This window comes from Pigmentiphaga sp. YJ18, assembly GCF_038066655.1.
GTDB lineage: Bacteria > Pseudomonadota > Gammaproteobacteria > Burkholderiales > Burkholderiaceae_B > Pigmentiphaga.
The window spans coordinates 2,478,296-2,499,380 of the sequence record NZ_JBBUKU010000001.1 but is presented as its reverse complement, the minus strand read 5'-3'; the positions used below and the strand labels follow the sequence as shown (position 1 = coordinate 2,499,380).

Annotated in this window: 18 protein-coding genes and 1 pseudogene; 9 read left to right on the top strand and 10 right to left on the bottom strand. The window is 69.3% G+C overall.

The window, feature by feature from the left end; translation table 11 throughout:
* Positions 1–4: 4 nt before the first annotated feature.
* Together WKR98_RS12035 and WKR98_RS12030 are read right to left on the bottom strand one after the other, a co-directional pair.
* On the bottom strand, positions 5–2,395 hold the full coding sequence (locus WKR98_RS12035) for a hypothetical protein (RefSeq protein ID WP_341433255.1): 2,391 nt from the start codon (positions 2,393–2,395) through the stop codon (positions 5–7).
* Between the two features lie 347 nt (positions 2,396–2,742).
* A complete protein-coding gene (locus WKR98_RS12030; protein WP_161567723.1) occupies positions 2,743–2,883 on the bottom strand; it encodes a hypothetical protein in 141 nt (46 codons plus the stop codon).
* A gap of 199 nt (positions 2,884–3,082) precedes the next feature.
* On the opposite strand from WKR98_RS12030, the gene WKR98_RS12025 reads away from it, so the two are divergent.
* Entirely contained in the window at positions 3,083–5,029 is a 1,947-nt protein-coding gene (locus tag WKR98_RS12025; protein ID WP_341433254.1) for a metallophosphoesterase family protein, read from the top strand.
* 64 nt (positions 5,030–5,093) lie between these two features.
* Here WKR98_RS12025 and WKR98_RS12020 read toward each other — a convergent pair whose 3' ends face one another.
* Complete coding sequence (locus WKR98_RS12020; RefSeq protein ID WP_341433252.1) at positions 5,094–5,795, bottom strand: ArsR/SmtB family transcription factor; 702 nt, start codon at positions 5,793–5,795, stop codon at positions 5,094–5,096.
* A gap of 157 nt (positions 5,796–5,952) precedes the next feature.
* On the opposite strand from WKR98_RS12020, the gene WKR98_RS12015 reads away from it, so the two are divergent.
* Complete coding sequence (locus WKR98_RS12015) at positions 5,953–7,275, top strand: MFS transporter (RefSeq protein WP_124688310.1); 1,323 nt, start codon at positions 5,953–5,955, stop codon at positions 7,273–7,275.
* Here the strand turns inward: WKR98_RS12015 and WKR98_RS12010 are convergent.
* The gene (locus WKR98_RS12010; protein WP_341433250.1) at positions 7,272–8,663 is read right to left on the bottom strand and encodes an aminotransferase-like domain-containing protein; all 1,392 of its coding nucleotides are present in this window, start codon (positions 8,661–8,663) and stop codon (positions 7,272–7,274) included. The two genes, WKR98_RS12015 and WKR98_RS12010, sit on opposite strands and share 4 nt — an antisense overlap.
* 115 nt (positions 8,664–8,778) lie before the next feature.
* On the opposite strand from WKR98_RS12010, the gene WKR98_RS12005 reads away from it, so the two are divergent.
* Positions 8,779–9,639, top strand: coding sequence for a DMT family transporter (locus WKR98_RS12005; RefSeq protein WP_341433248.1), 861 nt, complete (start codon positions 8,779–8,781; stop codon positions 9,637–9,639).
* Between the two features lie 25 nt (positions 9,640–9,664).
* Here WKR98_RS12005 and WKR98_RS12000 read toward each other — a convergent pair whose 3' ends face one another.
* Together WKR98_RS12000 and WKR98_RS11995 are read right to left on the bottom strand one after the other, a co-directional pair.
* A complete protein-coding gene (locus tag WKR98_RS12000) occupies positions 9,665–10,657 on the bottom strand; it encodes a Bug family tripartite tricarboxylate transporter substrate binding protein (RefSeq protein WP_341433246.1) in 993 nt (330 codons plus the stop codon).
* Between the two features lie 118 nt (positions 10,658–10,775).
* Positions 10,776–11,225: a winged helix-turn-helix transcriptional regulator gene (locus tag WKR98_RS11995; protein ID WP_124688306.1), complete on the bottom strand. Its 450-nt coding sequence runs from the start codon at positions 11,223–11,225 to the stop codon at positions 10,776–10,778.
* Positions 11,226–11,321: 96 nt separating this feature from the next.
* Between WKR98_RS11995 and WKR98_RS11990 the strand changes: the two genes are divergently transcribed.
* Positions 11,322–12,551 carry an MFS transporter gene (locus tag WKR98_RS11990; protein WP_341433245.1) on the top strand — a complete coding sequence of 410 codons (1,230 nt, stop codon included), beginning with the start codon at positions 11,322–11,324 and terminating at the stop codon, positions 12,549–12,551.
* Here the strand turns inward: WKR98_RS11990 and WKR98_RS11985 are convergent.
* Positions 12,548–13,370 (bottom strand): annotated as a pseudogene (locus tag WKR98_RS11985) (aminoglycoside phosphotransferase family protein). The gene WKR98_RS11990 and the pseudogene WKR98_RS11985 overlap by 4 nt on opposite strands.
* 64 nt (positions 13,371–13,434) lie before the next feature.
* Between WKR98_RS11985 and ptsJ the strand changes: the two are divergent.
* Positions 13,435–14,727, top strand: coding sequence for a MocR-like B6 salvage transcription factor PtsJ (gene ptsJ, locus WKR98_RS11980; RefSeq protein ID WP_341433243.1), 1,293 nt, complete (start codon positions 13,435–13,437; stop codon positions 14,725–14,727).
* Here the strand turns inward: ptsJ and WKR98_RS11975 are convergent.
* Positions 14,724–15,296, bottom strand: coding sequence for a TlpA disulfide reductase family protein (locus WKR98_RS11975; RefSeq protein WP_341433242.1), 573 nt, complete (start codon positions 15,294–15,296; stop codon positions 14,724–14,726). The two genes, ptsJ and WKR98_RS11975, sit on opposite strands and share 4 nt — an antisense overlap.
* A 68-nt stretch (positions 15,297–15,364) precedes the next feature.
* Here WKR98_RS11975 and WKR98_RS11970 point away from each other — a divergent pair, with 68 nt between their 5' ends.
* The 3 genes from WKR98_RS11970 to WKR98_RS11960 are packed head-to-tail and all read left to right on the top strand — an operon-like array spanning position 15,365 to position 17,732.
* Entirely contained in the window at positions 15,365–16,189 is an 825-nt protein-coding gene (locus WKR98_RS11970; protein ID WP_341433241.1) for a YggS family pyridoxal phosphate-dependent enzyme, read from the top strand.
* Positions 16,186–17,013 carry a pyridoxine/pyridoxal/pyridoxamine kinase gene (pdxK, locus tag WKR98_RS11965; RefSeq protein ID WP_341433239.1) on the top strand — a complete coding sequence of 276 codons (828 nt, stop codon included), beginning with the start codon at positions 16,186–16,188 and terminating at the stop codon, positions 17,011–17,013. Before WKR98_RS11970 ends, pdxK begins: the two co-directional genes overlap by 4 nt.
* A gap of 23 nt (positions 17,014–17,036) precedes the next feature.
* Positions 17,037–17,732 carry a glutamine amidotransferase gene (locus WKR98_RS11960; protein ID WP_124688299.1) on the top strand — a complete coding sequence of 232 codons (696 nt, stop codon included), beginning with the start codon at positions 17,037–17,039 and terminating at the stop codon, positions 17,730–17,732.
* A 20-nt stretch (positions 17,733–17,752) separates the two neighbouring features.
* Here WKR98_RS11960 and WKR98_RS11955 read toward each other — a convergent pair whose 3' ends face one another.
* Entirely contained in the window at positions 17,753–19,216 is a 1,464-nt protein-coding gene (locus WKR98_RS11955; RefSeq protein ID WP_341433237.1) for a phytoene desaturase family protein, read from the bottom strand.
* Positions 19,217–19,282: 66 nt separating this feature from the next.
* On the opposite strand from WKR98_RS11955, the gene WKR98_RS11950 reads away from it, so the two are divergent.
* Entirely contained in the window at positions 19,283–19,876 is a 594-nt protein-coding gene (locus WKR98_RS11950) for a TetR/AcrR family transcriptional regulator (protein WP_341433235.1), read from the top strand.
* Here the strand turns inward: WKR98_RS11950 and WKR98_RS11945 are convergent.
* A complete protein-coding gene (locus WKR98_RS11945; protein WP_341433233.1) occupies positions 19,855–21,084 on the bottom strand; it encodes a multidrug effflux MFS transporter in 1,230 nt (409 codons plus the stop codon). The two genes, WKR98_RS11950 and WKR98_RS11945, sit on opposite strands and share 22 nt — an antisense overlap.
* Between the last annotated feature and the right edge of the window lies 1 nt (position 21,085).

Sequence of the window (21,085 nt, the reverse complement as noted above, 5' to 3'; positions counted from 1 at the left end):
GGCCTCAGCCCCCCTGGCAGGTCGCGTACAGGCTGGCGATCTCTCGCGTCAGCAGGGCCTGCCAGCGCATCGTGATGTAGTTGCAGACGGCCGACGAATGAATGCCCTCGCACGGCCAGTTCAACGGCAAGGTGCCGTTGTCGGCCCTGGTGATGCTGTTGCCGCCGCCGTCGCTCTGGTTGGCCGTGGTGGCCGAATCGCGCGCCGCCTGGTCGGACTGATCGGCCTGCTGGCGCAGCACCTCGGCATTGCCGCCGCCGGCCTTCACCTTGGCCAGCGTCGAGGCGATGTCGATCTGCAAGGCTTCCTTGCGGACCTCGGCCAGGAGGGGGTTGGTGTAGGGCCGCAGTTGCGGGGCGAGATGCGCCATCGTCCCCGTGCAACGCCCACCGCTTCCCTGGCCACTGGAAGCCCGTGCCGCCGGGGCCCCCGAACTTGCCTGCGCCGAGCCGCCATCGCGCGCGCCCGCCGCCTGCGGCCTGGCTTGCGCCTTGGGCGCGGGGCCGTCGGGCAGCACCAGCGTCAGCGCCTGCCCGGCCGGCGTGGTCACGCTGGCATTGCGCAGCTCCAGGTAATCCTCGTCGATGACGCGCAGCTCGCCCGTCACGCTCATTGCCGTCGCGTCGGCGAACTGCCGGGCCTGCGCAGGCGGCAGCGGGACCATGACCGGCACGTCGCGCCAGGTGCCGATGAACATGCCCCGGTCCGCGTCGTAGTCCTGCAGCGCGACCTTCATCGTATGCGGCAGCGTCAGCGCGGCCAGCCGCTTCTGGTACTCGGCCGACGTCTCGAACTTGTCCTTTTTCAACGCGGCCAGGAACACCGCGGCCGATTTGCCCGCGCCGTCGTCGTAGGCAAAGCGCCAGAGACGCGTGCGCCAGTTGTACGACTGGCCGGTCAGCAGGTCCTGCTGGATGATGTATCCCGCCTGGAACCTGCCTGCCGGCAGGGTGCGCAGCAACTGGCCGGTTTTCGTGTCGAAAAGCTGCGCCGGTATCCGGGACGAGGTCGCATACGACGTCACCAGCACCTGGTCCGGGTGCCCCGGCCGCTCCTGGAACGCACCGGAATACGAACTATCCTGCGGCGACTTGCGGTGCAGCGTCTGCAACGTGGCGCGGCGCTGCCAGGTCGAGGTATCGATGACGTCGACCGTGCCGGTCTGTTCGTCGTGCAGGTAGGCCTGTTCGCCCCAGGAGTGGAGCCGCTCGTTGCCGTTGCCGACGCGCACCATCGAACAGGCGGGCAGGCTCAGCCGTACCGCCGGCTGGGCCATGACGAGGTTGCCCTTCTTGTCGGCATACGGGATTCCGAAAACGTGCCCGGGCAGCTCGCACAGCATCTTCCCCTGGGCCACGTCCCACACCCGCAGCCGATGCGACGGGTTGCTCCAGTCTCCCATCTCGGAATAGGCATAGGGCGTGTTGCCTATCCATCGATAGTCGAGGCGCTTGTACTGGTCCGCCGGCCTCCGGTCATCTCCCCGGAATTCGCCGGCCTTGGCGCCGTTGACGAAATAGCTGACCACGCCGTCCTTCTGCGCGAAGAACTCCTGCCGGCCCTGGTCGTCGATGCGAGCGGCGCAAGCGTCGGCATCATCCACCGACACGCCTCCCTGCTCGGCCCCCCGGGCATCGTAGTAGTTCACCCCCAGGCAGCGCCGTCCCTTGTCGAATTCGGTCATCCGCAAATGCTCGACGACGTAGCGTCCGCCCACCTCCTTCGGCCACGGAAAGTACCCGCCCGGCGGCAGCGTACGCAGCGAATTGCCTTGCAGGTCGACCAGCTCGGAACCGTTCTTCAGGTCGCTGACCAGCAGCGCCTCGTTGCCGACGAAGGCCAGCGTGCGGGAAGACTGGCCGGACGGCACGCGTGTCGGCAACGCGCGGTCCTTGCCCGAGGCCGCATCGCGCAACATGATCTGCCCGTCCGTCGCCTCGAAGGCCAGCCACGCGCCATCGGGCGAGATACTGGCGGTGCCGCGCGCCGTGATGTCGAAATCGGGCCGGGCGCTGCCGGCTTCCTGCATGCCGAGCAGGCGCTTGTGGATTACGATGCGGCCCTGGTACTCGGGCGGCGGTGCCAGCGCCTGCAAGCTCTGCTTTTGTTCCTGCCGCACCGCCTCCTGCTGCTGCCGCTGCCGGGCAGCCTCCTCGCGTTCCCGCTGCGCCTGCTGCTCGCCCTCTCGGCGGGCGTTCTCGGCGGCGCGCTGCTCCTGCTCTTCCTGGCGACGCTGGTCCTCGGCGATGGCCCGGCCCGTCTGCTCGATCATCTGGCCAAGCTGGCGGAACAGCGCGCCGGAATCGGCGGCCAGCGCCGGCCAGGCACAGCCCGCGGCGGCCAGCACGGCCACGCCGCGCAACACGCGAAAACGGGGAAAATACAGGATATCCATGATGTCGAACCGGACAAAAGCCACTACGTCCGAGGATATCGTTATGGCAGAACCATCACATCACTCAAATGGGGGGCGACCCCTGGACTGCGCGTAGGCAATCAAGGCAAACCCTATTGCTGCATTTGGTTTAATCAATTGGCAGTATGTGGAAGCGCCCACTATCATCGCAGGGCAATCGCCCTAACTTCGATGTTGGATGGAACCCATGCTTCTGGAAGTTCTGCTGATCTGGCTGGCCTGTGCGCTGCTGGTGGTATATAGCGTCGAGCGTAAAAGAAGAAGACGAGACTCGGCCAGGGATGACCACGCCGCCAGGTAGCGCGGCGCCTGGATAGACCGTGCCTTTACAGGCACCCCACGGCAAAGCTGGACAGCAGCCGGGACTCCGGCACGCCGCCGGCATGGCAGGCAAGGCGAAGGATCGCGGCGTTCAGGAAACACACGGCCAGGAAAGCGACGAAGACACGCAGAAACCGCTTGAGCAACGGCCTTTCCGTCTCGCTGTAATAGCTCATACAGGCTTTGCAATTGATTCTAATTGCTAAACACGTTACAGCATCCTCCCTTTATTCGCAATTATGCGAACGACGCAGGCATGCCAGGAGCGGTCGCCCCCCTCGCGGCCGCAGCAATGACGCGGTCACATCCTCCCCCTAAGCTGCGCCGCTTTCGGGGGAATAAACGATGTCCATACGTATCGCCAAGACCGGGCGCGGGGCGGCTGCCGCCCTGACGCTCGCTGTGCTGTCCACACTGGCCGCCTGCGGCGGGGGCGGAGACGGCTCCGCTTCGACCGATCCCGGCACGCCGACCGAACCGGGCACACCGACCGAACCCGTCACGCCCACGCTGCGTGTCGGCATTCTGCCCGACACCCAGGGCGGCGACTCCGGCGTCGCCCTGCATCCCATGAAAGCCATCCTGGACCTGTACGCCAAATCGGGCGTCAACGTGGTCCTGGCGGTGGGCGACCTGGTGGAGAACGGCACGCCGGCCGAGTACGCGCTGTGGCGCGGCCTGGCCGAACAGTACAAGGGCAGGATGACCATCCTGCCCATCATGGGCAACCACGACCCCAAGGGCATAGACCAGGACTGGTACGACACGGTGGAAGACTTCATCCCCGCCGACGCGCAGCACATGCCCGGCTCGGCCTACAAGAACTACGCGCTGGTGCGCGACAACGTGCTGTTCATCAACATCTCGTACGGCTGGCTGGAACGGGCCTACGACTTCGTGGAAGGCATGGTCAGGGAACACGGCGGCAAGGTCGACCACATCATCCTCCAGACCCACAACTCCTTCGCCGGCAATCGTTACGGCCTGGTGCGCGAGAACATCGTCGACGGCAGCCTGGCCATCGTCAACGACGTCAAGTTCCGCGAAGCCTACGACAAGTACCGCAAGCTGTTCGCCGAGTACGACGTGATCTACGTCTCGGGCCACGAGCACCACTATGCGCGCAGCCTCATCCGCGACGACTCCGACCTGGGCTTCCAGCAGATCATCTCGGGCGACTCCGCCTACAAGGGCTACGAAACGCGCTTCGGCGAACACGAGCGCATCCAGAACGTGCTGATGCACAAGGTGCAGCACGAGGACACCGGCTTCGTCGACGCCAATGCCTCGATCTTCACCATCCAGGGCGGCATGCTGGATTACCGATCGTATTTCGCCACGCATTCGGTCGCGCGCAACGAGGACGGCCCCAAGGAACTCGCCACGCCGCAATGGAAACTGCTGGACCGGTTCGTGCGCTCCACGCAGCGCTGCGAAAAGGTCGTATTCCCCGGCAGCGTGCCCGCCGACATCCAGCGCAACAGCGCCTACGACCCGTCCTACCGCACCAGCTATTGCGCCTCGGCCAGCGGCCATCGCGCGCGCCTGCTGGACGGCACGAACCGCAGCTTCAACCGCTACGACACCCGCACCCGCGGCATGAGCGCCACGCCGGGCTATTCCTATGCCGGCAGCAACATGGAAATGCTGTCCATGATGTACCGCTACATGTTCATCAGCGACGAGAGCTTCAGCCGCAACCTGAACAACAGCCAGCGCGCGCGGCTGGTGGGCGAAGGCACGCCGGACGAGGAGATCGAGGTCCGCGCGACCACCATCGACCTGAAGAAGCTGGTGGCGCTGAACTGGCAGGAGCGCGGCAAGGACACGGTGTCCGACGTGCTGTGGGTCAGCGGCATCGCGGGGCAGACCGGCACCTACATCGATCCGTGGGGACGCGCCAAGGACATCACGACCGCCACCGGCCTGCCGGGCAGCTACGGCGACGGTTCGGAAAGCGGCAAGCTGCCGGTGCAACTGCCGGCCCACGCCACGCGCCAGTGGGAACTCGGCGCCGACCAGAGCGGCGACACCTACGTGCTGGAATTCGCGCTGCCCGCCGGCGCCGAGGCCGCCGCCACCACGCTGGCGCGCCGCGACGCGGACGGCAAGTGGATCGCGCTGGCGCCGGCGTCTTGCATCAGCAAGCAACCCTATCAGGCCGCGTTCCTGTCCGCGCTGCCCGCCGACGTCGACGCCTCGTGCGCCGCGGCCGTGGGCTATGACGCCACGAAATCGGCCTACTGGGCACGGGTCGACCAGGAAGGGGCGTTCGCGGTGGTGGCACGCTAGGCCAGGCGCGCGTTGCCAGCGGCGGCACGCCTGCCGCCGCTGGCAACGCCGCCGGGTAGAGAAGCTAGCTGGCGTCCTCGACCTCGACCCCTAACTGTTCCCTGAGCGCGATCCGCCCAGGCGGCGTCAGCGTCAAGGCCCGCGATCCCGGCGTGCGCCGCAGCCATCCCCGCTCGCAGAACGCCGCCAGCATTGCCACGCCCAGCGGACCGCCCACGTGATGCGTGCGCTCCGTCCAGTCCAGGCACAGCCTTGCCAGCCCGTTACGGGTGGGCCGCAGCGTCCGCACGTCCAGCCCCATGCCGCTGAACCAGTGTTCCCCGGCCGGCGTGATCCCGCAGCGCTTTCCCGGTTGCGCGATGACGTAGCCATGCCGCTGCAAGGCCTGCGCCACCGCCACGCCCAATTGCCCCGCCAGGTGGTCGTAGCAGCAGCGCGCGAACTGCAGCGACCGGGCCTGCTTGCCCAACGGTGGCCGGCGCGCGAAGGCGGGGCCGCCGACGCCGGCCAGGTGTTCCAGCGCCTGGGCCACCTCCGGCCCGTTCAGCCGGTAATAGCGATGGCGTCCCTCGTTCTCCACCACCAGCAGCCGCCCCTGCACCAGGCGCGCCAGATGGGTGCTGGCCGTCTGCGCGGTCACCCCGGCGGCATGCGCGAGCTCTCCCGCCGGCCGGGCGCTGCCATCGAGCAGGGCCACCAGCATGGCGGTGCGGGCCGGCTCGGCAATCAGGGAAGCGGTGGCGGCGATCTCGGCGTGCTCGGGCATGGCGCGGGCTCCTTCGTTCAAGCGGATAGCGTAACGCCGCGCGGGCCAGCGATGCTTCGACGCGGATCGAAGCATCGTGAGACACGTCCCGCATTTCCAGGAGCCGGCCATCCCTATATCATTCCCGGGAACATGGCCACGATTCCTCTTTCCTGACATGCCGGCGGCGGCCAGCGGCCCCACCCCGGCCCCCGAGATCTCGCGCGGATCCCTGACGATCGCCGCCCTGTCCACGATCGTCGAGTGGTACGACTTCACCCTGTACCTGTACTTCGCCACGGTCCTGTCCCGCGTCTTTTTCGGCGGAGGCCACTTGTCGCTGCTGGCCACGCTGGCCGGCTTCGCCGTCTCGTACTTCATGCGGCCCCTGGGCGCCCTCGTGTTCGGCCACATCGGCGATCGCTTCGGCCGCCGCCGGACCCTGCTGCTGTCCATGGCGCTGATGACGGCCGCCATGCTGGCAACCGCGCTGCTGCCCGCCTACGGCAGCCTGGGCGCCACCGCCGGCGTGCTGCTGCTCGTCCTGCGCTGCCTGATGGCATTCTCGGTGGGCGGCGAATACACCAGCGTGGTGGCCTATCTGCTGGAAGGCGCGCGCCCCGGCCGCAGGGGCCTGGTCACGTCGCTCGCGTCGGCCGCCAGCGAAGTCGGCGCGCTGCTGGCGGTGGCGGTGTCGGCCGCGACCGTGGCCCTGCTGGATACCTCCCAACTCGACGCCTGGGGATGGCGCATCCCCTTCTTCGTCGGCGCGGCCCTGGCGGGCAGTATCTGGATCGCGCGCTCGGCCATGCAGGAATCGCCGGACTTCGAAAGGCAGCGGCGCCAGGGCACCATCCCCGCCTCGCCCATCCTGCACACGCTCACCCATCATCGCGCCGCCGTGCTGCGGACCTTCGCGATCTCGGCACTGGGCTCCATCACCTACTACGTCGGCATCACCTACGTGCCCGCCTTCCTGACCTCGGCCGGCGGCCGCGCGGAAGGCGAATCGCTCTGGCTGTCGACCGTCGCCGCCGTGGCCGTCATCGTGGTCACGCCCGCGGCCGGCGCGCTGTCGGACCGCCTGGGACGCCGGCGCATGTTGATGGGACTGGCGGTCCTGGGCGCGGCCTTGCCGCTGTTCATGTTCACCTACATGGCGCACGGCACGATCTTGCAGGTCGCCCTGGGCGCGGTCGCGCTGGCGCTGGTCGCCGGCGGCGTCAGCGCCGTGGGCGCCCCCGCCACGGCCGAGCAGTTTCCCGGCGAAGGCCGGCTGAGCGGGCTGGCGCTGGGCGCGACCGCGGCCACCGCGCTGTTCGGGGGGCTGACGCCCTTCCTGGCGGAATGGCTGGTCCAGGCCACGGGCTGGACCGCCGCGCCGGGGGCGATGATCGCGCTGGTCGCGCTGGCGGTGCTGCCCGTCCTGCGGGAAATGCCGGAGACCGCACCCCGGGCGGCGCGTGCACAGGCCTACCCGTCCACCGGATCTACGCGCTAGCCGCGGCACGCCTCCAGCGCGCGCGCCAGCACCTGGAAGATCCTGCCGTCGCCCGATTGCGAGACGTTGAACCGCAGGAAGCCCGCGGCGCTGCGCGACTGGCTGAACGCATTGCCCGGCGCCAGGACCACATCGTCTTTCAGGCACGAACGCGCGATGTCGGCAGCATCCACGCCATCGGGCAGACGGCACCAGACGAACATGCCCGCTTGCGGGACGAGCCACGGCTGGATGCCGATGGCGCGCAGCCGCGCAACGGTCCTGTCCATCGCCTCGGCCAACCTGTGCCGGACTTCCTCCATGTGCTTGCGATAGCCGCTGTGGGTCAGCGCCGCGAGCAGGACGGAGGCCGCCAGGTGTCCGTTGCCGAAGGTGGTGGCGATCTTCAGGTCGACCAGGCTGTCGATCCAGTCGGCGCGCGCGGCCACGTAGCCGCAGCGCAGCGAGGCCGAGACGGTCTTGGAGAAACTGCCGATGTGGATCACGCGATCCAGGCCATCGAAGGCGGCCAGCCGGGGAGCCGGCGCGGTCTCGAAATCGGCGAAGATGTCGTCCTCGACGATGACCAGGCCCGAGCCGTCGGCCAGCTTCAGCAGCCGGTGCGCCGTCACGGGCGACAGCGTCGCGCCCGTGGGGTTGTGGATGGCGGAATTGGTGATGTAGAGCCTGGGCGCATGGTCCCGCAGCGCGGCCTCGAAAGCCGCGACGTCCGGTCCGTTCGGGGTATAGGGGATGCCTACCGCCTTCGCCCGGTGTGCCTTCAGCAAGGCATGGAAATTGAAGTAGCACGGATCGTCGACCAGTACGGTATCGCCCGGCTCCAGCAGGAAACGGCAGATGAGGTCGATGGCCTGCGTGCCGGAGTCGGTCAGCATGATCTGCTCGGGCGCGGCCTCGATGCCGGTGGCAGCCATCCGGCGGGCCAGCAACTGGCGCAGCGGCGGCAGGCCCAGCGGCGTTCCGTAATCGGCCAGCACGGGCGCGTCGGCGCGCGCCAGCGCCCGCAACGCGCGGCGCATGCCGTCCTCGTACATCCATGCCGGCGGCAGCCAGCCGCAGCCGGGCTTGGGCACGGCATCGCCCGTCTCCAGCGATTGGCGCGATATCCATAACGGATCGACTTCCCGATCCAGTTTCGGGCCGATCTCCGACAGGGCCAAGGGCGCCGCCGGCCCGGAAACGTAGAACCCCGACCCCGGACGGGAGCGCACGGCGCCCTCTGCCACCAGCCGCTCGTAGGCCTCGACCACGGTCGAGACCGACAACCCCATGGCCTGGGCCTGCGCGCGCACCGAGGGCAGCCGCGCCCCCGGCGGGTAGGCGCGCGAGGCGATCCTCGAACGGATCGTCTCCATCACGGCGTCGATGCGCGTTCCCTGTCCCTTCATGGCACCCCGACTGTATCGGTCAAATAGTCATAACAGTTATCTTGAATTGTACTGGACCGTATCTGGGCCCCGATACCTGCCCATGCTCTACTGACAGCCCATACACAGGTGGCTCATGGAAAAGACGACGAACGGATGGATCAACGGATTGATAGGCGTGGTGATTTTCGCCGGCTCGCTGCCGGCCACGCGGGCCGCGGTCATGGATCTGGACCCGACCTTCCTGACCGGCGCGCGGGCCGCCATCGCCGCCCTGCTGGGCGCAATGCTGCTGCTGGCCTTCCGTGAGCGCCGTCCGGCCCTGAGCGACCTGCCGGCCTTGGCCGTGGTGGCCCTGGGCGTTGTGGTGGGCTTTCCGCTGTTGACCGCGCTGGCGCTGCGGCATGTCTCGTCCGCGCACTCCATCGTCTTCCTGGGGCTGCTGCCGCTGTGCACCGCGGTCTTCGGCGTGCTGCGCGGCGGCGAACGCCCCCGTCCGGCGTTCTGGCTGTTCTCGCTGCTGGGCAGCGTGTTCGTGGCCGGCCATGCCGCCCTGGGCGGCATCGGGGCATCGCTGCGCGGCGACCTGCTGATGCTGGCCGCGATCGCCGTGTGCGGCCTGGGCCACGCCGAAGGCGCGCGGCTCTCCCGTCGGCTGGGGGGCTGGCAGGTCATCAGCTGGGCGCTGGTGCTGTCGCTGCCCGTCATGCTGCCGATGACGCTGCTGACCCGCCCCGCATCCTTCGACCATGTGGGCGCGCCGGCCTGGTTCAGCCTGGCCTACGTGTCGCTGTTCAGCATGTTGATCGGCTTCGTGTTCTGGTATCGGGGCCTGGCGCAGGGCGGCATCGCGGCGGTCGGGCAATTGCAGTTGCTGCAGCCCTTCCTGGCCTTGGGGCTGGCCGCGCTGTTCCTGCACGAACCGATCAGCGGCACCATGTTGGCCGCGACGCTGGGCGCGGTGGGATGCGTGGCGGGCGCCAGGCGGTTCGCGTGAGCGCCGGTCCGCGCCACGGCCGAGTTCAATCGATCTGGATGCCCGCCCGGCGTATCACGTTTCCCCAATTGCGGGCATCGCCTTCGACATAGGGTTTGATCGCGTCCCGGGGCAGCTTGAAAACGTCGAACCCCTGCGTGGCGAACTCGGATCTGACCCGCTCGGAATCCAACGCCTGGCCGAAGGCCTCGTGCAGATATCGCAGGATGGCCTCGGGTGTCCCTGCCGGGGAAAACAGGCCGTACCAGACCACGGCTTCGAACCCCGGCAGGGTTTCGCTAATGGCCGGCACCTCCGGCATCAGCGGGGAGCGGCCCGCGCTGCTGATGGCCAGCGCCCGCGTCTGGCCAGCCCTGATCGTGGGCGCCGCGACGGCGATGGTCGTGAACCCGTAGTCCACCTGCCGTCCGACGATGTCGACGATGGACTGGCTGGCACCCTTGTAGGGCACGTGCAGCGCTTTCACGCCCGCCGCCTCGTCAAACCATTCGGTAGCCAGGTGCGGCACAGAGCCGACGCCGACCGACGCGAACGTCAGCCCCTGCCGGCTCTTGCGCGATGCCGCGGCCAGTTCCTTCACGCTCCGGAAAGAAGATTGCGTGCTGGTGATCAGCACGTAGGGCGCCTTGGCCAGCATGGCGACCGGCGCGAAATCCGAGGCCGGCCGGTAGGACAGCCTGGGCTTGAGGATGGGGCTGATGCCCAGCGCGCCGGACGATCCCAACAACAGGGTGTATCCATCGGGCGCCGCGCGCGCGACCGCACCCGAGGCCACTTCGGCATTCGAGCCCGGCATGTTCTCGATGATGATGGGGCGGCCGATTTTCCGCGAAGCTTCCTGGGCCACTACGCGGGCCACCAGGTCGTTCGCGCCGCCCGCGGCGAACCCCACCACGAGTTTGATGGGCTTCTCCGGATAGGCGGCCTGGGCGGGCAGTCCGCTCACCGCGGCGCACGTCGCGGCAAGGGCGGTCGGGATGATGGACGCGGCAAGGCGGCGCCTGCGGATCGATCTCATGCTGTCTCCTGTCGGCTGAGCGGCAAAGTATCGATGCCGGCCGACGAGGCAACAAGACAGCAACGCCGCACACGCTGTGCTCGCCGCGAGAACACGGCCCCTCCAGGCTGGCGCCGCGCTATTCCTCCGGCACCTTCAGCAGCACCGTGTCGTCCGGCCCCACCGACCGTCCATCCGGCGTGCGGATATCGAGGTGGACCGGCAGGCCGGTTTCACGATCGACCAGTTCCGAATGCGCCTCGCCCGGCTTGAACAGATGCCGCTCGCCGAACTGGCGCAGGGCGACCATCACCGGGAACAGGTCGCGGCCCATGGCCGTCAGGCGGTACTCCATCCGCGCGCCACTGTCTCCCACCGGGACGGCTTCCAGGATGCCGCGCGACACCAACGTGCGCAGGCGCTCGGTCAGGATGTTCTTCGCGATGCCCAGGCTTTTCTGGAACTCGCCGAAACGCGTCAGGCCGTCGAACGCGTCGCGCACGATCAACAGCGACCACCAGTCGCCGATCACGTCCAGCGACCGGGCGCTGGGGCAGTAATCCCCCTTCAGGCTTTTTCGTCCAACCATGCCCGCCCTCCATCGATTTTTAGGTTGCATTATAAAACCAAAAACCCTATCCTTCCGAACGGTTTCGTCATGCAACCAACAATCGGAGTCTTAGCCATGGGTTCTACAGCAAGCGCGGCGCCATCGCCGCTCACGCGTCCGGTCACGCTGCTCTTCGCGGTCGCCAGCGGCCTGGCCGTCGCCAACGCCTATTTCGCCCACCCCTTGCTGGACGTCATGGCGGACGACCTCGGCCTGTCGCACGCGGTGGCCGGCCTCATCGTCGGTGCGACCCAGTTCGGCTACGGTCTGGGCCTGGTCCTGCTGGTGCCGCTGGGCGACCTGCTCGATCGCCGCAAGCTCATCGTCGGGCAATCGCTGCTTTCCGTCCTGGCCCTGGCCTGCGTGGGGTTTTCGTCGACGGCGGCCATGCTGCTGGCATCCATGGCGGCGGTGGGCCTGCTCGCGGTCGTCACGCAGGCGCTGGTCGCCTACGCGGCCACGCTGGCCCGGCCATCCGAGCGAGGCCAGGTCGTGGGCGTGGTCACCAGCGGCATCGTGCTGGGCATCCTGTTGGCGCGGACCGCCGCCGGCCTCCTGACCGACCTGTCGGGATGGCGCACGGTCTATCTGGTGTCGGCCGCGCTGACGCTGGTGATCGCCGGACTGCTCTACCAGGCCCTGCCCCGCCAGCGGCGCACCGGTCCCCGGATCTCCTATCCGCGCCTGATCGCGTCGGTGTTCACGCTGTTTCTGGAAGAACCGGTCTTGCGTATCCGCGCCGTCATCGCGATGCTGATCTTCGCCGATATCACGACGCTGCTCGCGCCCATGGTGCTGCCGCTCGCCGCCCCGCCTTTTTCGCTGTCCCATACCGAGGTCGGCCTGTTCGGGCTGGCCGGCGCCGCCGGTGCGCTGGGCGCCGCGCGCGCCGGCCGCTGGGCCGATCGCGGGCACGGCCAGCGCACGACCGGCATCGCGCTCGCGCTGATGCTGGCCGCCTGGCTGCCGATCTCCATGCTGCCGCATTCCATCCTGTGGCTGGTCCTGGGCGTGCTGGTGATCGACTTCGGCCTGCAGGCGGCGCACGTCACCAACCAGGGCATGATCTATCGCGTGCGGCCGGAAGCGCAGAATCGCCTGACCGCCGCCTACATGGTGTTCTATTCCATCGGCAGCGCGGCCGGCTCGTCGATCTCGACCCTGGTCTATGCCCGCGCGGGCTGGAACGGCGTCTGTCTGATGGGCGCGGGCATCGGCGCGCTCGCCTTGCTGTTCTGGGCCGCCACCCTGCGCGCGACGCCGGCGGCGGCAACGGCCCGGACGACCGGCCCCGCCGCCGGTTAGCGCCGATCCGGACCGAGTTCGGCCAACGCCAGCTCCGCGACGCGCAAGGTCGGCGCCACCCACTCGTCCTGGCCGTCCTCGATAAGCCAGGTGGCGGACAGGCCGGCCCAGGCCAGGATCCATTGCAGCAGGCGCGGGCGCTCCAGCCCCGCCGCCCGGGCGACGACGTCGGCCTGCCGCGCCAGGCGCCCCGGGGCCAGGGCGATATCATGGTCCGGATTGCAGAACAGGTTGGCGTAGTCGAAGCCCCGCTCGCCCTCCAGCCGTTTCGGATCGATGGCCAGCCAGCCCCGCGCGCCGAAGTCGAGGATGTTGCCGTGGTGGATGTCCCCGTGCAGCGGCACGACGTCTCGGGGCTCGGCCAGCAGCGCGCGCGCCGCGCCGGCCGACCTGGCCAGGATGCCGCCCAGGCGGGCCGCCATCGGTTCAAGCGCCTGGAACCGCTCGGCCAGCGGCACCAGCGCCGGCGCGGGCTTGCCGCGCGGGGCATGCAGCCCGGCGACGGTCCGGCAGATGATGCGGCTGGCTTCGTCGTCCTGCCCCGCGCGGACCATGCCGGCCAGCGACCGCGCCCCCAGGGCGCGCTCCAGCAGGATCGCGTCGCCCTCGTGCTCCAGCACGCGCCGCGCCCACGCCTTCCCACCACACCATCAGGCCCGCGCCCCATCGCTCTTCGGATTCGATGGAGATCTTCAGCATGGCGGCCTTGCCGTTGCGCCGCACGGGCAGCAAGAGGCTCGAATGCGTGGTGAACGGATCGCCGTCGGGCACCAGGCCCCAGCGGTCGAGCCAGGCATCGAAAGCGTGGGTGCGGGTCATGAAGGAATGCTCTTTACCGGGAACAACGTGTCAAACTAGCACACCGACATTGTCCTAGGACGACATGAGAATACGAGGAAAGAGCGCGGCCGAGATCTTCGACAGCGTTCGCGCGCAAGTCCAGTCCCAGCAGATCCTGCCCGGCCAGGGCCTGCCGCCCGTGCGCGAACTGGCGGCGCAACTGGACGTCAACCGCAATACCGTGGCCGCGGCGTACAAGCGTCTCGTGGCGGCGGGCATTGCCACCGCCCAGGGACGGCGCGGGACGACCATACGCGGCCACGGCCCCGGCGAACAGGAAGGCGCGCTGCCCGATTCTCCCCTGGTGGACCTGGCCAGCGGCAACCCCGACCCGGCCTGGCTGCCGGACCTGGCCGCGGCGCTGCGCGCCAGGCCCTACCGGCCCCGGCTCTACGGCGAACCGCTGATCAACGCGGGGCTCGAGGCCCATGCCCGCGCCTGGCTCGTCCAGGACTGCCCGGCTTCCTTCGAGGTCGACCTGGCCCATGGCGCGGTCGATGCCATCGAACGCCTGCTGGGCGCCCTGTTGGTCCCGGGCGACAAGGTGGCGGTGGAAAATCCCTGCTTCCTGAGCAGCATCAACCTGCTGCGCCTGGCCGGCCTGCAGGCGGTGGGCGTACCGGTCGACGCCGAGGGCATGCAGGCCCCGGCGCTGGAAGCCGCGCTGGCCAAGGGGGCCCGGGCCGTCATCCTCACGCCCCGTGCGCACAATCCCACCGGCTGCAACCTGAGCGCCAGGCGGGCGCGCGCGCTGTCGCGCGTCCTGGCCAAGCATCCGCACGTCGCCGTGATCCTGGACGACCACTTCGCCCTGCTGGCGACCGCCGCCTATCACTCCGTGCTGCCCGCGGGCACGCGGCGCTGGGCCCTGGTGCGCTCGCTCACCAAGGCGCTGGGGCCCGATATCCGGATGGCGCTGGTGGCAAGCGACGAAGCAACCTCCCGCCAATTGCGCCTGCGCCTGGCATCGGGCACGAACTGGGTCAGCCACCTGCTGCAGGACATGGCGCAGGCCACGCTGGGCAGTCCCCAGGCCGCGCGGCTGATGACGCGCGCCCGTAAAGACTATGCCTTGCGCAGAAGGCGCCTGGAAGACGCGCTGGGCGGACAGGGCATCGCCTGCCTGGAAGGCGGCGACGGACTCAATCTGTGGGTACCGTTGGCCACCGATGACCAGGCGGTCGCCCGGGCGCTGGCCCGGCGGGGCTGGCTGGTGCGCCATGGACAGGCCTTCGGGGTGCACGAGGCCGTGCCGGGACTGCGCATCACGCTTTCCGGGATCGAACCGGCGCAATGCCGGCGGCTCGCCTCGGACCTGCGGCACTGCCTCGGCTAGGGCACCGGCGCCACGCAGGCCTCCGGGCCGCATCCCGCATCCACCGGTCCGTTTGCGGGCGGCCCCGCATCGCCTGCGCCTCGCGCCGAGCCCTCTTCCAGCAGGCGGCCGATGGCCGAGCCCAGCGCCAGGTCGTCGATGCTGCCCAGGTGATGCAGGCGGATGTGCCCCCGGCGGTCCAGCAGCACCAGGCTGGGCGTGCCGCCCAGGGCATAGTCGCGCATCGTCATCGGAATGTTTCCGTCCGGCGCGGGACGGTCGATCCCGATGGGGAAGCTCCAGCGATATTCCTGCGTGAAGGCGCGCAGGGCGGCCGGCCCCGTCACCTCATGGTGCTCGAACACCGTATGCAGGCCGATCACGGCCACGTCGTCCTCGCGGAACATGCGATGCACGCGCTCGGCCTGCGGCAGGCCATGCGCCAGGCAGGCCGGACACAGCATCTGGAAGGCGTACAGCAGCACCACCTTCCCCCGCAGGCCGGCCAGGTCGATGGGGGCGGAGACATTCAGCCACTCGTCCACCTGCAACGACGGCGCTTCCACGGTATGGGGCTTGGGTCGGGACATGTCGGACTCCTGCAGTCACTCCTGGACATGATACTCTTTTGGCATAGGACAAAACCGATGAGCCGGACATGAACGCGGAAAACGACGGCCTCCAGGCCGACACCCCCACCCAGCACGACCAGCACGGCCGCTGGCCCCAGGCCACCACGGTCGAGGATTTCCGCCGCAACCTGGCCGCGGTGCGCGAACGCATCGGCGCGGCCTGCCGGCGCGCCGGCCGCGACCCAGCCGGCGTGCGGCTGCTGCCGGTCAGCAAGACCGTCGACGAGGCGCGCATCCGCCTGGCCTACGAGGCTGGCTGCCGCTTCCTGGGCGAGAACAAGCTACAGGAAGCGGCGCGCAAGTGGGAAGCGATGTCCGACCTGGCCGACCTGCAGTGGTCCATCATCGGCCATCTGCAGACCAACAAGGCCAAGCTGGCGGCGCGCTTCGCCGCCGAATTCCAGGCGCTGGACAGCCTGCGGGTGGCCGAGGCGCTGGATCGCCGGCTACAGGCCGAAGGCCGCGCGCTGGACGTGTTCGTGCAGGTCAATACCTCGGGCGAGGCCAGCAAGTACGGCCTGCATCCGGATGACGTCCGGGACTTCCTGCGCCAGATGCCCGCCTTCTCCGCCCTGCGTGTGCGCGGGCTGATGACGCTGGCCCTGTTCTCCGCCGAAGCCGAACGGGTCCGGCAGTGCTTCGTGCTGCTGCGCACGCTGCGCGGCCGCCTGCGGCAGGACGCGCCGGCCGGCATCGGCCTGGACGAACTGTCCATGGGCATGTCGGGCGACTACGAGATCGCCATCGAGGAAGGCGCCACCGTGGTGCGCGTCGGCCAGGCCATCTTCGGCGCCCGCAGCACCCCGGACGCCTACTACTGGCCCACCGCCGAGCCGGCGTCCGCATCATGAACAGTCCCGGCCCGCTCCCGCTGGACGTGGTCTCCATCATGTCCCAGGTCGTCTACGGCCGCGTCGGCAACTCGATCGCGGTGCCCAGGCTGTGCCGCGCCGGCCTGCATGTGGCCGCCGTGCCGACCGTCGTGCTCAGCAATACGCCCCACTACCCCACGATGCATGGCGGCGCCCTGCCGCTGGACTGGTTCCAGGGCTACCTGGACGACCTCGTGGCCCGCGACGCGCTGCACCGGCTGCGCGCCGTGGTCGTGGGCTTCCTGGGCAACGCCGCGCAGGCCCGGGCGCTGGGCCGGTGGCTGGACAGGATACGGCCGGACCACCCGGACCTCATGCTGATCGTCGACACGGTCATCGGCGACCACGACCACGGCATCTACGTCGACCCGTCTCTGGTGGACGCCTACCGCGACCACCTCGTCGGCCAGGCTCGCGGCTTGACGCCCAACGGCTTCGAACTCGCGCAACTGACCGGCCTGCCCGTGGACGGCATCGACGACGCCATTCGCGCCGCCCGCCAGTTGCTGGCGGGCAATACCGAATGGGTGGTCGTCACCAGCGCGGCGCCCGCGACCTGGACCCCGGACGACATGAAGATCCTGGTCGTGACCCGCGCCGGCGCGACGACCATCGTCCATCCCCGGCTGGCCCTGACGCCCAAGGGCACCGGCGATCTCTTCACCGCTTCGCTGGCCGCGCACCTGCTGGAAGGCGCAACGATCGAAGCGGCGGCGCGGCGGTCCGCCGATGACGTCCTGTCCGCGCTGCGCGAAACGCAGCGCGCCCATTGCGCCGAACTGCTACTGCCGCCCCATCCCTGAACGCCTAACCGGAGTCCCTGAAGATGAACCGTCAAGCCCTGGTTGTTCGCCACGTCGCCTTCGAAGACCTGGGTACGCTGGCTCCGCTGCTGGCCGAGCGAGGCTACGGCGTGCGCTATCTGGAAGCCGGCGTCGATGCGATCGATTCCACCTCGTTGGCCGCGGCCGACCTGGTCGTGATCCTGGGCGGCCCGATCGGCGTCTACGAGACCGACCGCTATCCCTTCCTGGAAGCGGAATTGGCGGCCATTGCCGAACGCCTGAAACAGGACCGGCCGACCCTGGGCATCTGCCTGGGCGCGCAATTGATGGCCAAGGCGCTGGGGGCGGACGTCACGTCCACCGGGCGCATCGAGATCGGCCATGCGCCGCTTACCCTTACCGACGAAGGGCAGCACTCGGTGCTGCGCGGCATCGGATCGGTGCCCGTGCTGCACTGGCACGGCGACCAGTTCGACATCCCGTTCGGCGCCGCCAGGCTGGCGCAGACGCCCGGTTTCCCCAACCAGGCCTTTTCCCTGGGACCGCGCCTGCTGGGCCTGCAGTTCCACCTGGAAGCCCAGGCCACGCACATCGAACGCTGGCTGATCGGCCATGCCTGCGAGCTGGCGGCGCACCGGATCGACGTCGCCGCCATCCGGCGGGATGCGGCGCGTCACGGCGCCGAACTCGAACGCGTGGCCCGCCAGGTCGTCGGCGACTGGCTGGACGGCTGCTGACGCCTGGTACGGCCGCCAGCTCAGGTCCCCGCCCCGCCGCCCATGGCGGCCTCGGCCGCCTGTATGCCCGACAGGACGGCGGACGGCACGCCATAGCCCGGGAACGTGGTCTGTCCGGCCAGATACAGGCCCGGCAGAGGCGTGCGGTGCGGAAAAAAGCGGTCCGGCGACGCCCCGGGCGCCACGCCGTACAGCGCCCCCTCGTACAAATGCCGCTGGCGGGCGAAGTCCCGAGGATCCAGCACGCGGACCGCCTCGACCTCCAGCCCCGGAACCCGCTGCCGCATGGCCGCCAGATAGCGGTCCACGGCGAACCGCGTCATGTCTGAGGTCCACGCGTCGGCCGAGGCGATGCCGGAGACCGGCGCGTACAGCTCCAGGATGGACCGTCCCGGCGGCGCCAGATCCGGCAGGACCTGCGTGGGGCAGGTGTAGGCCAGCCAGCGCGGCACGTCCGGCGACGCCATGTGCAGCCGGTCCTGCTCGCGCATGGACGGCACGTGGTTGACGATGAACGCGTCCGGCCTGGCGGCGACGACGCCGCCCAGCTGGATCGATATCGCCCGATGGGACAACGGCGCACGCCGCGCGCGCCGCGCCAGCGCCCGGGGCACCGCCTCGGCCGGCAGCAGGCGGTGGACCACGTCGAAGCCCGAACAGGCGGCGATCACGCAATCGGCGGTTATGCGTTCTCCACCCGCGAGCGTGATGCCGCGCGCCACGCCGCCGGCCACCACCATGCGTTCGACCGGCCGGCCGCACAGGATGCGCACGCCATGACGTTCCGCCGCGCGATACAGCGCCTGGCTGATGGCACCCATCCCGCCACGGGGAAGATGGAAGCCCTCTTCCAGCAGCGCCACCAGTCCGATAATCTGCGTGGCGGGCAGCCGTTCCGGACCCATGCCCGTGTACAGCAGCGTGGACGCGACGGCGGCCTGGAGCCCGGCATCCGGGAAACGCCCGGCGATGAGGCGATCGGCCCGCCCCGACAGCGCAGGCAGGTAGCGCCACAGCCGCCCCAGCGTCCTGGCCAGGGCCGGCTCGAACGGCAGCACTTCCTGGACCAGCGTGCGATAGATCGGCGCCCAGCGGCGCCGCAGTTCACCCAGTCCGTCCCGCAGCATGGCCGTCCGTCCCTCGTCGCCCTCGACCAGGGAATCCTCCACGCCGGCCAGCCGCACCACCGTGCCGTCATCCAGATGCGTCGCATGCGGACGCGCGATGGCGACCAGCTCGACCTCCCGCTCGAAGTCCATGCCCAGCCGTGCGAACCCCGACCGCAACAACGACGGCACCGCCACATACACAGCGCCGTTGTTGAAGGTGAAGCCTTGCTCGCTGGCGGTGGAGCAGCAGCCGCCGACCGCCTCGCCGGCTTCGGCCAGCACGACATCGACGCCCTGCCGGGCCAGCGCCACGCTGGCCGCCAGACCCGACAAGCCCGCGCCAACGACCACCGCCGACCGTATCGACCTTCCCATGGCAGCCTGCCTCCCTGATCGTGAAAATTAGACAATGTACAAAATTCTACACTGTATAATTCCTTCATGACCACGGCCGCCCTTCCCTCCAAGCGCCAGCGCACGCGCGAGCACATCGCGACGGTGGCGGGCGGCCTGTTCGAACGCCACGGCTACGAGGCCGTGACGATGGAACAGATCGCCGTCGAGGCGGGCGTCGTGCGGGGAACGCTGTACAACCACTTCGCGGTCAAGGAAGCGGTGCTTGCCGAATGGATGCATGCGCGCCTGGCGCGGGACCTGGCGCCGCTGATGCAGGCCGTCATGAAACGCAAGGCCTTCGCGTCCCGCGTCGCGATGATCCTGGACGCCTCGGCCCGGTGGTGGGAAGAACATCGGCCGTACGCCGCGCCCTACATCCGCTTTCGTTTCCAGCAGGTGCGTGACGGGTCGGACGAGCAGGCCGCGTCCGACATGGTCGCGGCATACACGGCGCTTATCCACGCCGCGCAGCAGGCCGGGGAAGTCCGCGACAGCGAATCGCCGCAACGCCTGGCCAACTACCTGCACTTCCTTTATCTGTCGGCCCTGATGACCTGGCTGGGGGACCCGAAGGCTGCGCTGCGCCGGGAGTTCGCGCACGCCTTCGAATTCTTTCTTCAGGGCGCGTCGCGCCCCTGAGGCTCGCCGCCCTCCTGGCGCCGCGCGCCGACCGCGATCCGGAAAGCCCCCAGCGCCACCACCGTCAGGAAGATCTGCACCACCGCGCAGGAGATGGCCGGATCCGCACCATAGCCCACGAGCTTGGTGCCCAGCGCGCCGGCCGCCATCTGCCCGAACCCGTACAGGCCCGCCGCCGACCCCGTCAGCCCCGGCGCCGAGGACAAGGCGCGCGACAGCGCGGCGGGACTGGCCATGCCGCATCCCATCGTCAGCAGGAAGGTGATGGCGATCAGTACCGGCACATTCAGCCAGCCCATGGCCTGCACGCCCAGGAACACCACGGCCATGGCCAGGCTCAGCCCCGCGCCCATGTAGAGAAACAGCTCCGTGTTCAAGCGTCCCACCAGCCGCCGGGTCGTGGCCGAACCCACGCTGGCCCCCACGATGGTGATCGCCGCGAACCAGCCGATCTGGGAAATCGGCAACTGCAACTGCCCATGCACGATATACGGCGCCGTCGCCAGATAGGGATAGAGCGCCGTGCTGGAACAGGCCCCGCCCACCATGAACCCCACGAACCGCCGATTGCCGATCAGTTGGCCGTAGTCCCGCGCGATCTTGCCGAAGGCCAGCGGCGAGCGGTCCAGGTTGGTCTCGGGCAGCAGCCGCCACGCGCACAGCACCATCGCGGCCGCCATGCACACCAGGAACACATAGATCGCCCGCCAGCCGAAACCATCGGCCAGGTACGAACCCAGGATGGGCGACAGCCCCGGCCCCACCAGCGTCAACAGGTTCAGCAGCGCCAGGTCCTTGGTGGCCCGCTCGGGCGTGGAGATGTCGCGGACGATGGAGCGCCCCAGCGTGATGCCCGCCGCGCCGCCCAGCGCCTGCGCCAGGCGAGCGCCCAGCAGCCATTCGAGCGTGGGCGCGAACAGCGCGAACACGCTCGCCACCAGATAGATGCCCAAGCCCAGCAGCAGCGTGGGCCGGCGCCCGATGGTGTCCGACACCGGCCCGTAGATCAGTTGCCCGAACGCCAGCCCCACCACATACAGCGTGATGGTCTGCTGCATGCCGGCCGGGCTCGCGCCCAGATCGGCGCCCGCCAGCGGCAGCGCCGGCATGAAGATGTGCATGGCCATCGTGCCGCTGAGCGTCACCAGCACCAGCAGCCACAAGGGGGCGCGAACGGAAGGGGCAAAGGGCGGCTGCGCGCGGGTCATC

Bases quoted from the DNA above. Each gene is read 5' to 3' on its own strand.
- WKR98_RS12035 (WP_341433255.1), bottom strand. From the start codon at position 2,395: ATGGATATCCTGTATTTTCCCCGTTTTCGCGTGTTGCGCGGCGTGGCC.
- WKR98_RS12025 (WP_341433254.1), top strand. From the start codon at position 3,083: ATGTCCATACGTATCGCCAAGACCGGGCGCGGGGCGGCTGCCGCCCTG.
- WKR98_RS12020 (WP_341433252.1), bottom strand. From the start codon at position 5,795: ATGCCCGAGCACGCCGAGATCGCCGCCACCGCTTCCCTGATTGCCGAG.
- WKR98_RS12015 (WP_124688310.1), top strand. From the start codon at position 5,953: ATGCCGGCGGCGGCCAGCGGCCCCACCCCGGCCCCCGAGATCTCGCGC.
- WKR98_RS12010 (WP_341433250.1), bottom strand. From the start codon at position 8,663: ATGAAGGGACAGGGAACGCGCATCGACGCCGTGATGGAGACGATCCGT.
- WKR98_RS12005 (WP_341433248.1), top strand. From the start codon at position 8,779: ATGGAAAAGACGACGAACGGATGGATCAACGGATTGATAGGCGTGGTG.
- WKR98_RS12000 (WP_341433246.1), bottom strand. From the start codon at position 10,657: ATGAGATCGATCCGCAGGCGCCGCCTTGCCGCGTCCATCATCCCGACC.
- WKR98_RS11995 (WP_124688306.1), bottom strand. From the start codon at position 11,225: ATGGTTGGACGAAAAAGCCTGAAGGGGGATTACTGCCCCAGCGCCCGG.
- WKR98_RS11990 (WP_341433245.1), top strand. From the start codon at position 11,322: ATGGGTTCTACAGCAAGCGCGGCGCCATCGCCGCTCACGCGTCCGGTC.
- ptsJ (WP_341433243.1), top strand. From the start codon at position 13,435: ATGAGAATACGAGGAAAGAGCGCGGCCGAGATCTTCGACAGCGTTCGC.
- WKR98_RS11975 (WP_341433242.1), bottom strand. From the start codon at position 15,296: ATGTCCCGACCCAAGCCCCATACCGTGGAAGCGCCGTCGTTGCAGGTG.
- WKR98_RS11970 (WP_341433241.1), top strand. From the start codon at position 15,365: ATGAACGCGGAAAACGACGGCCTCCAGGCCGACACCCCCACCCAGCAC.
- pdxK (WP_341433239.1), top strand. From the start codon at position 16,186: ATGAACAGTCCCGGCCCGCTCCCGCTGGACGTGGTCTCCATCATGTCC.
- WKR98_RS11960 (WP_124688299.1), top strand. From the start codon at position 17,037: ATGAACCGTCAAGCCCTGGTTGTTCGCCACGTCGCCTTCGAAGACCTG.
- WKR98_RS11955 (WP_341433237.1), bottom strand. From the start codon at position 19,216: ATGGGAAGGTCGATACGGTCGGCGGTGGTCGTTGGCGCGGGCTTGTCG.
- WKR98_RS11950 (WP_341433235.1), top strand. From the start codon at position 19,283: ATGACCACGGCCGCCCTTCCCTCCAAGCGCCAGCGCACGCGCGAGCAC.
- WKR98_RS11945 (WP_341433233.1), bottom strand. From the start codon at position 21,084: ATGACCCGCGCGCAGCCGCCCTTTGCCCCTTCCGTTCGCGCCCCCTTG.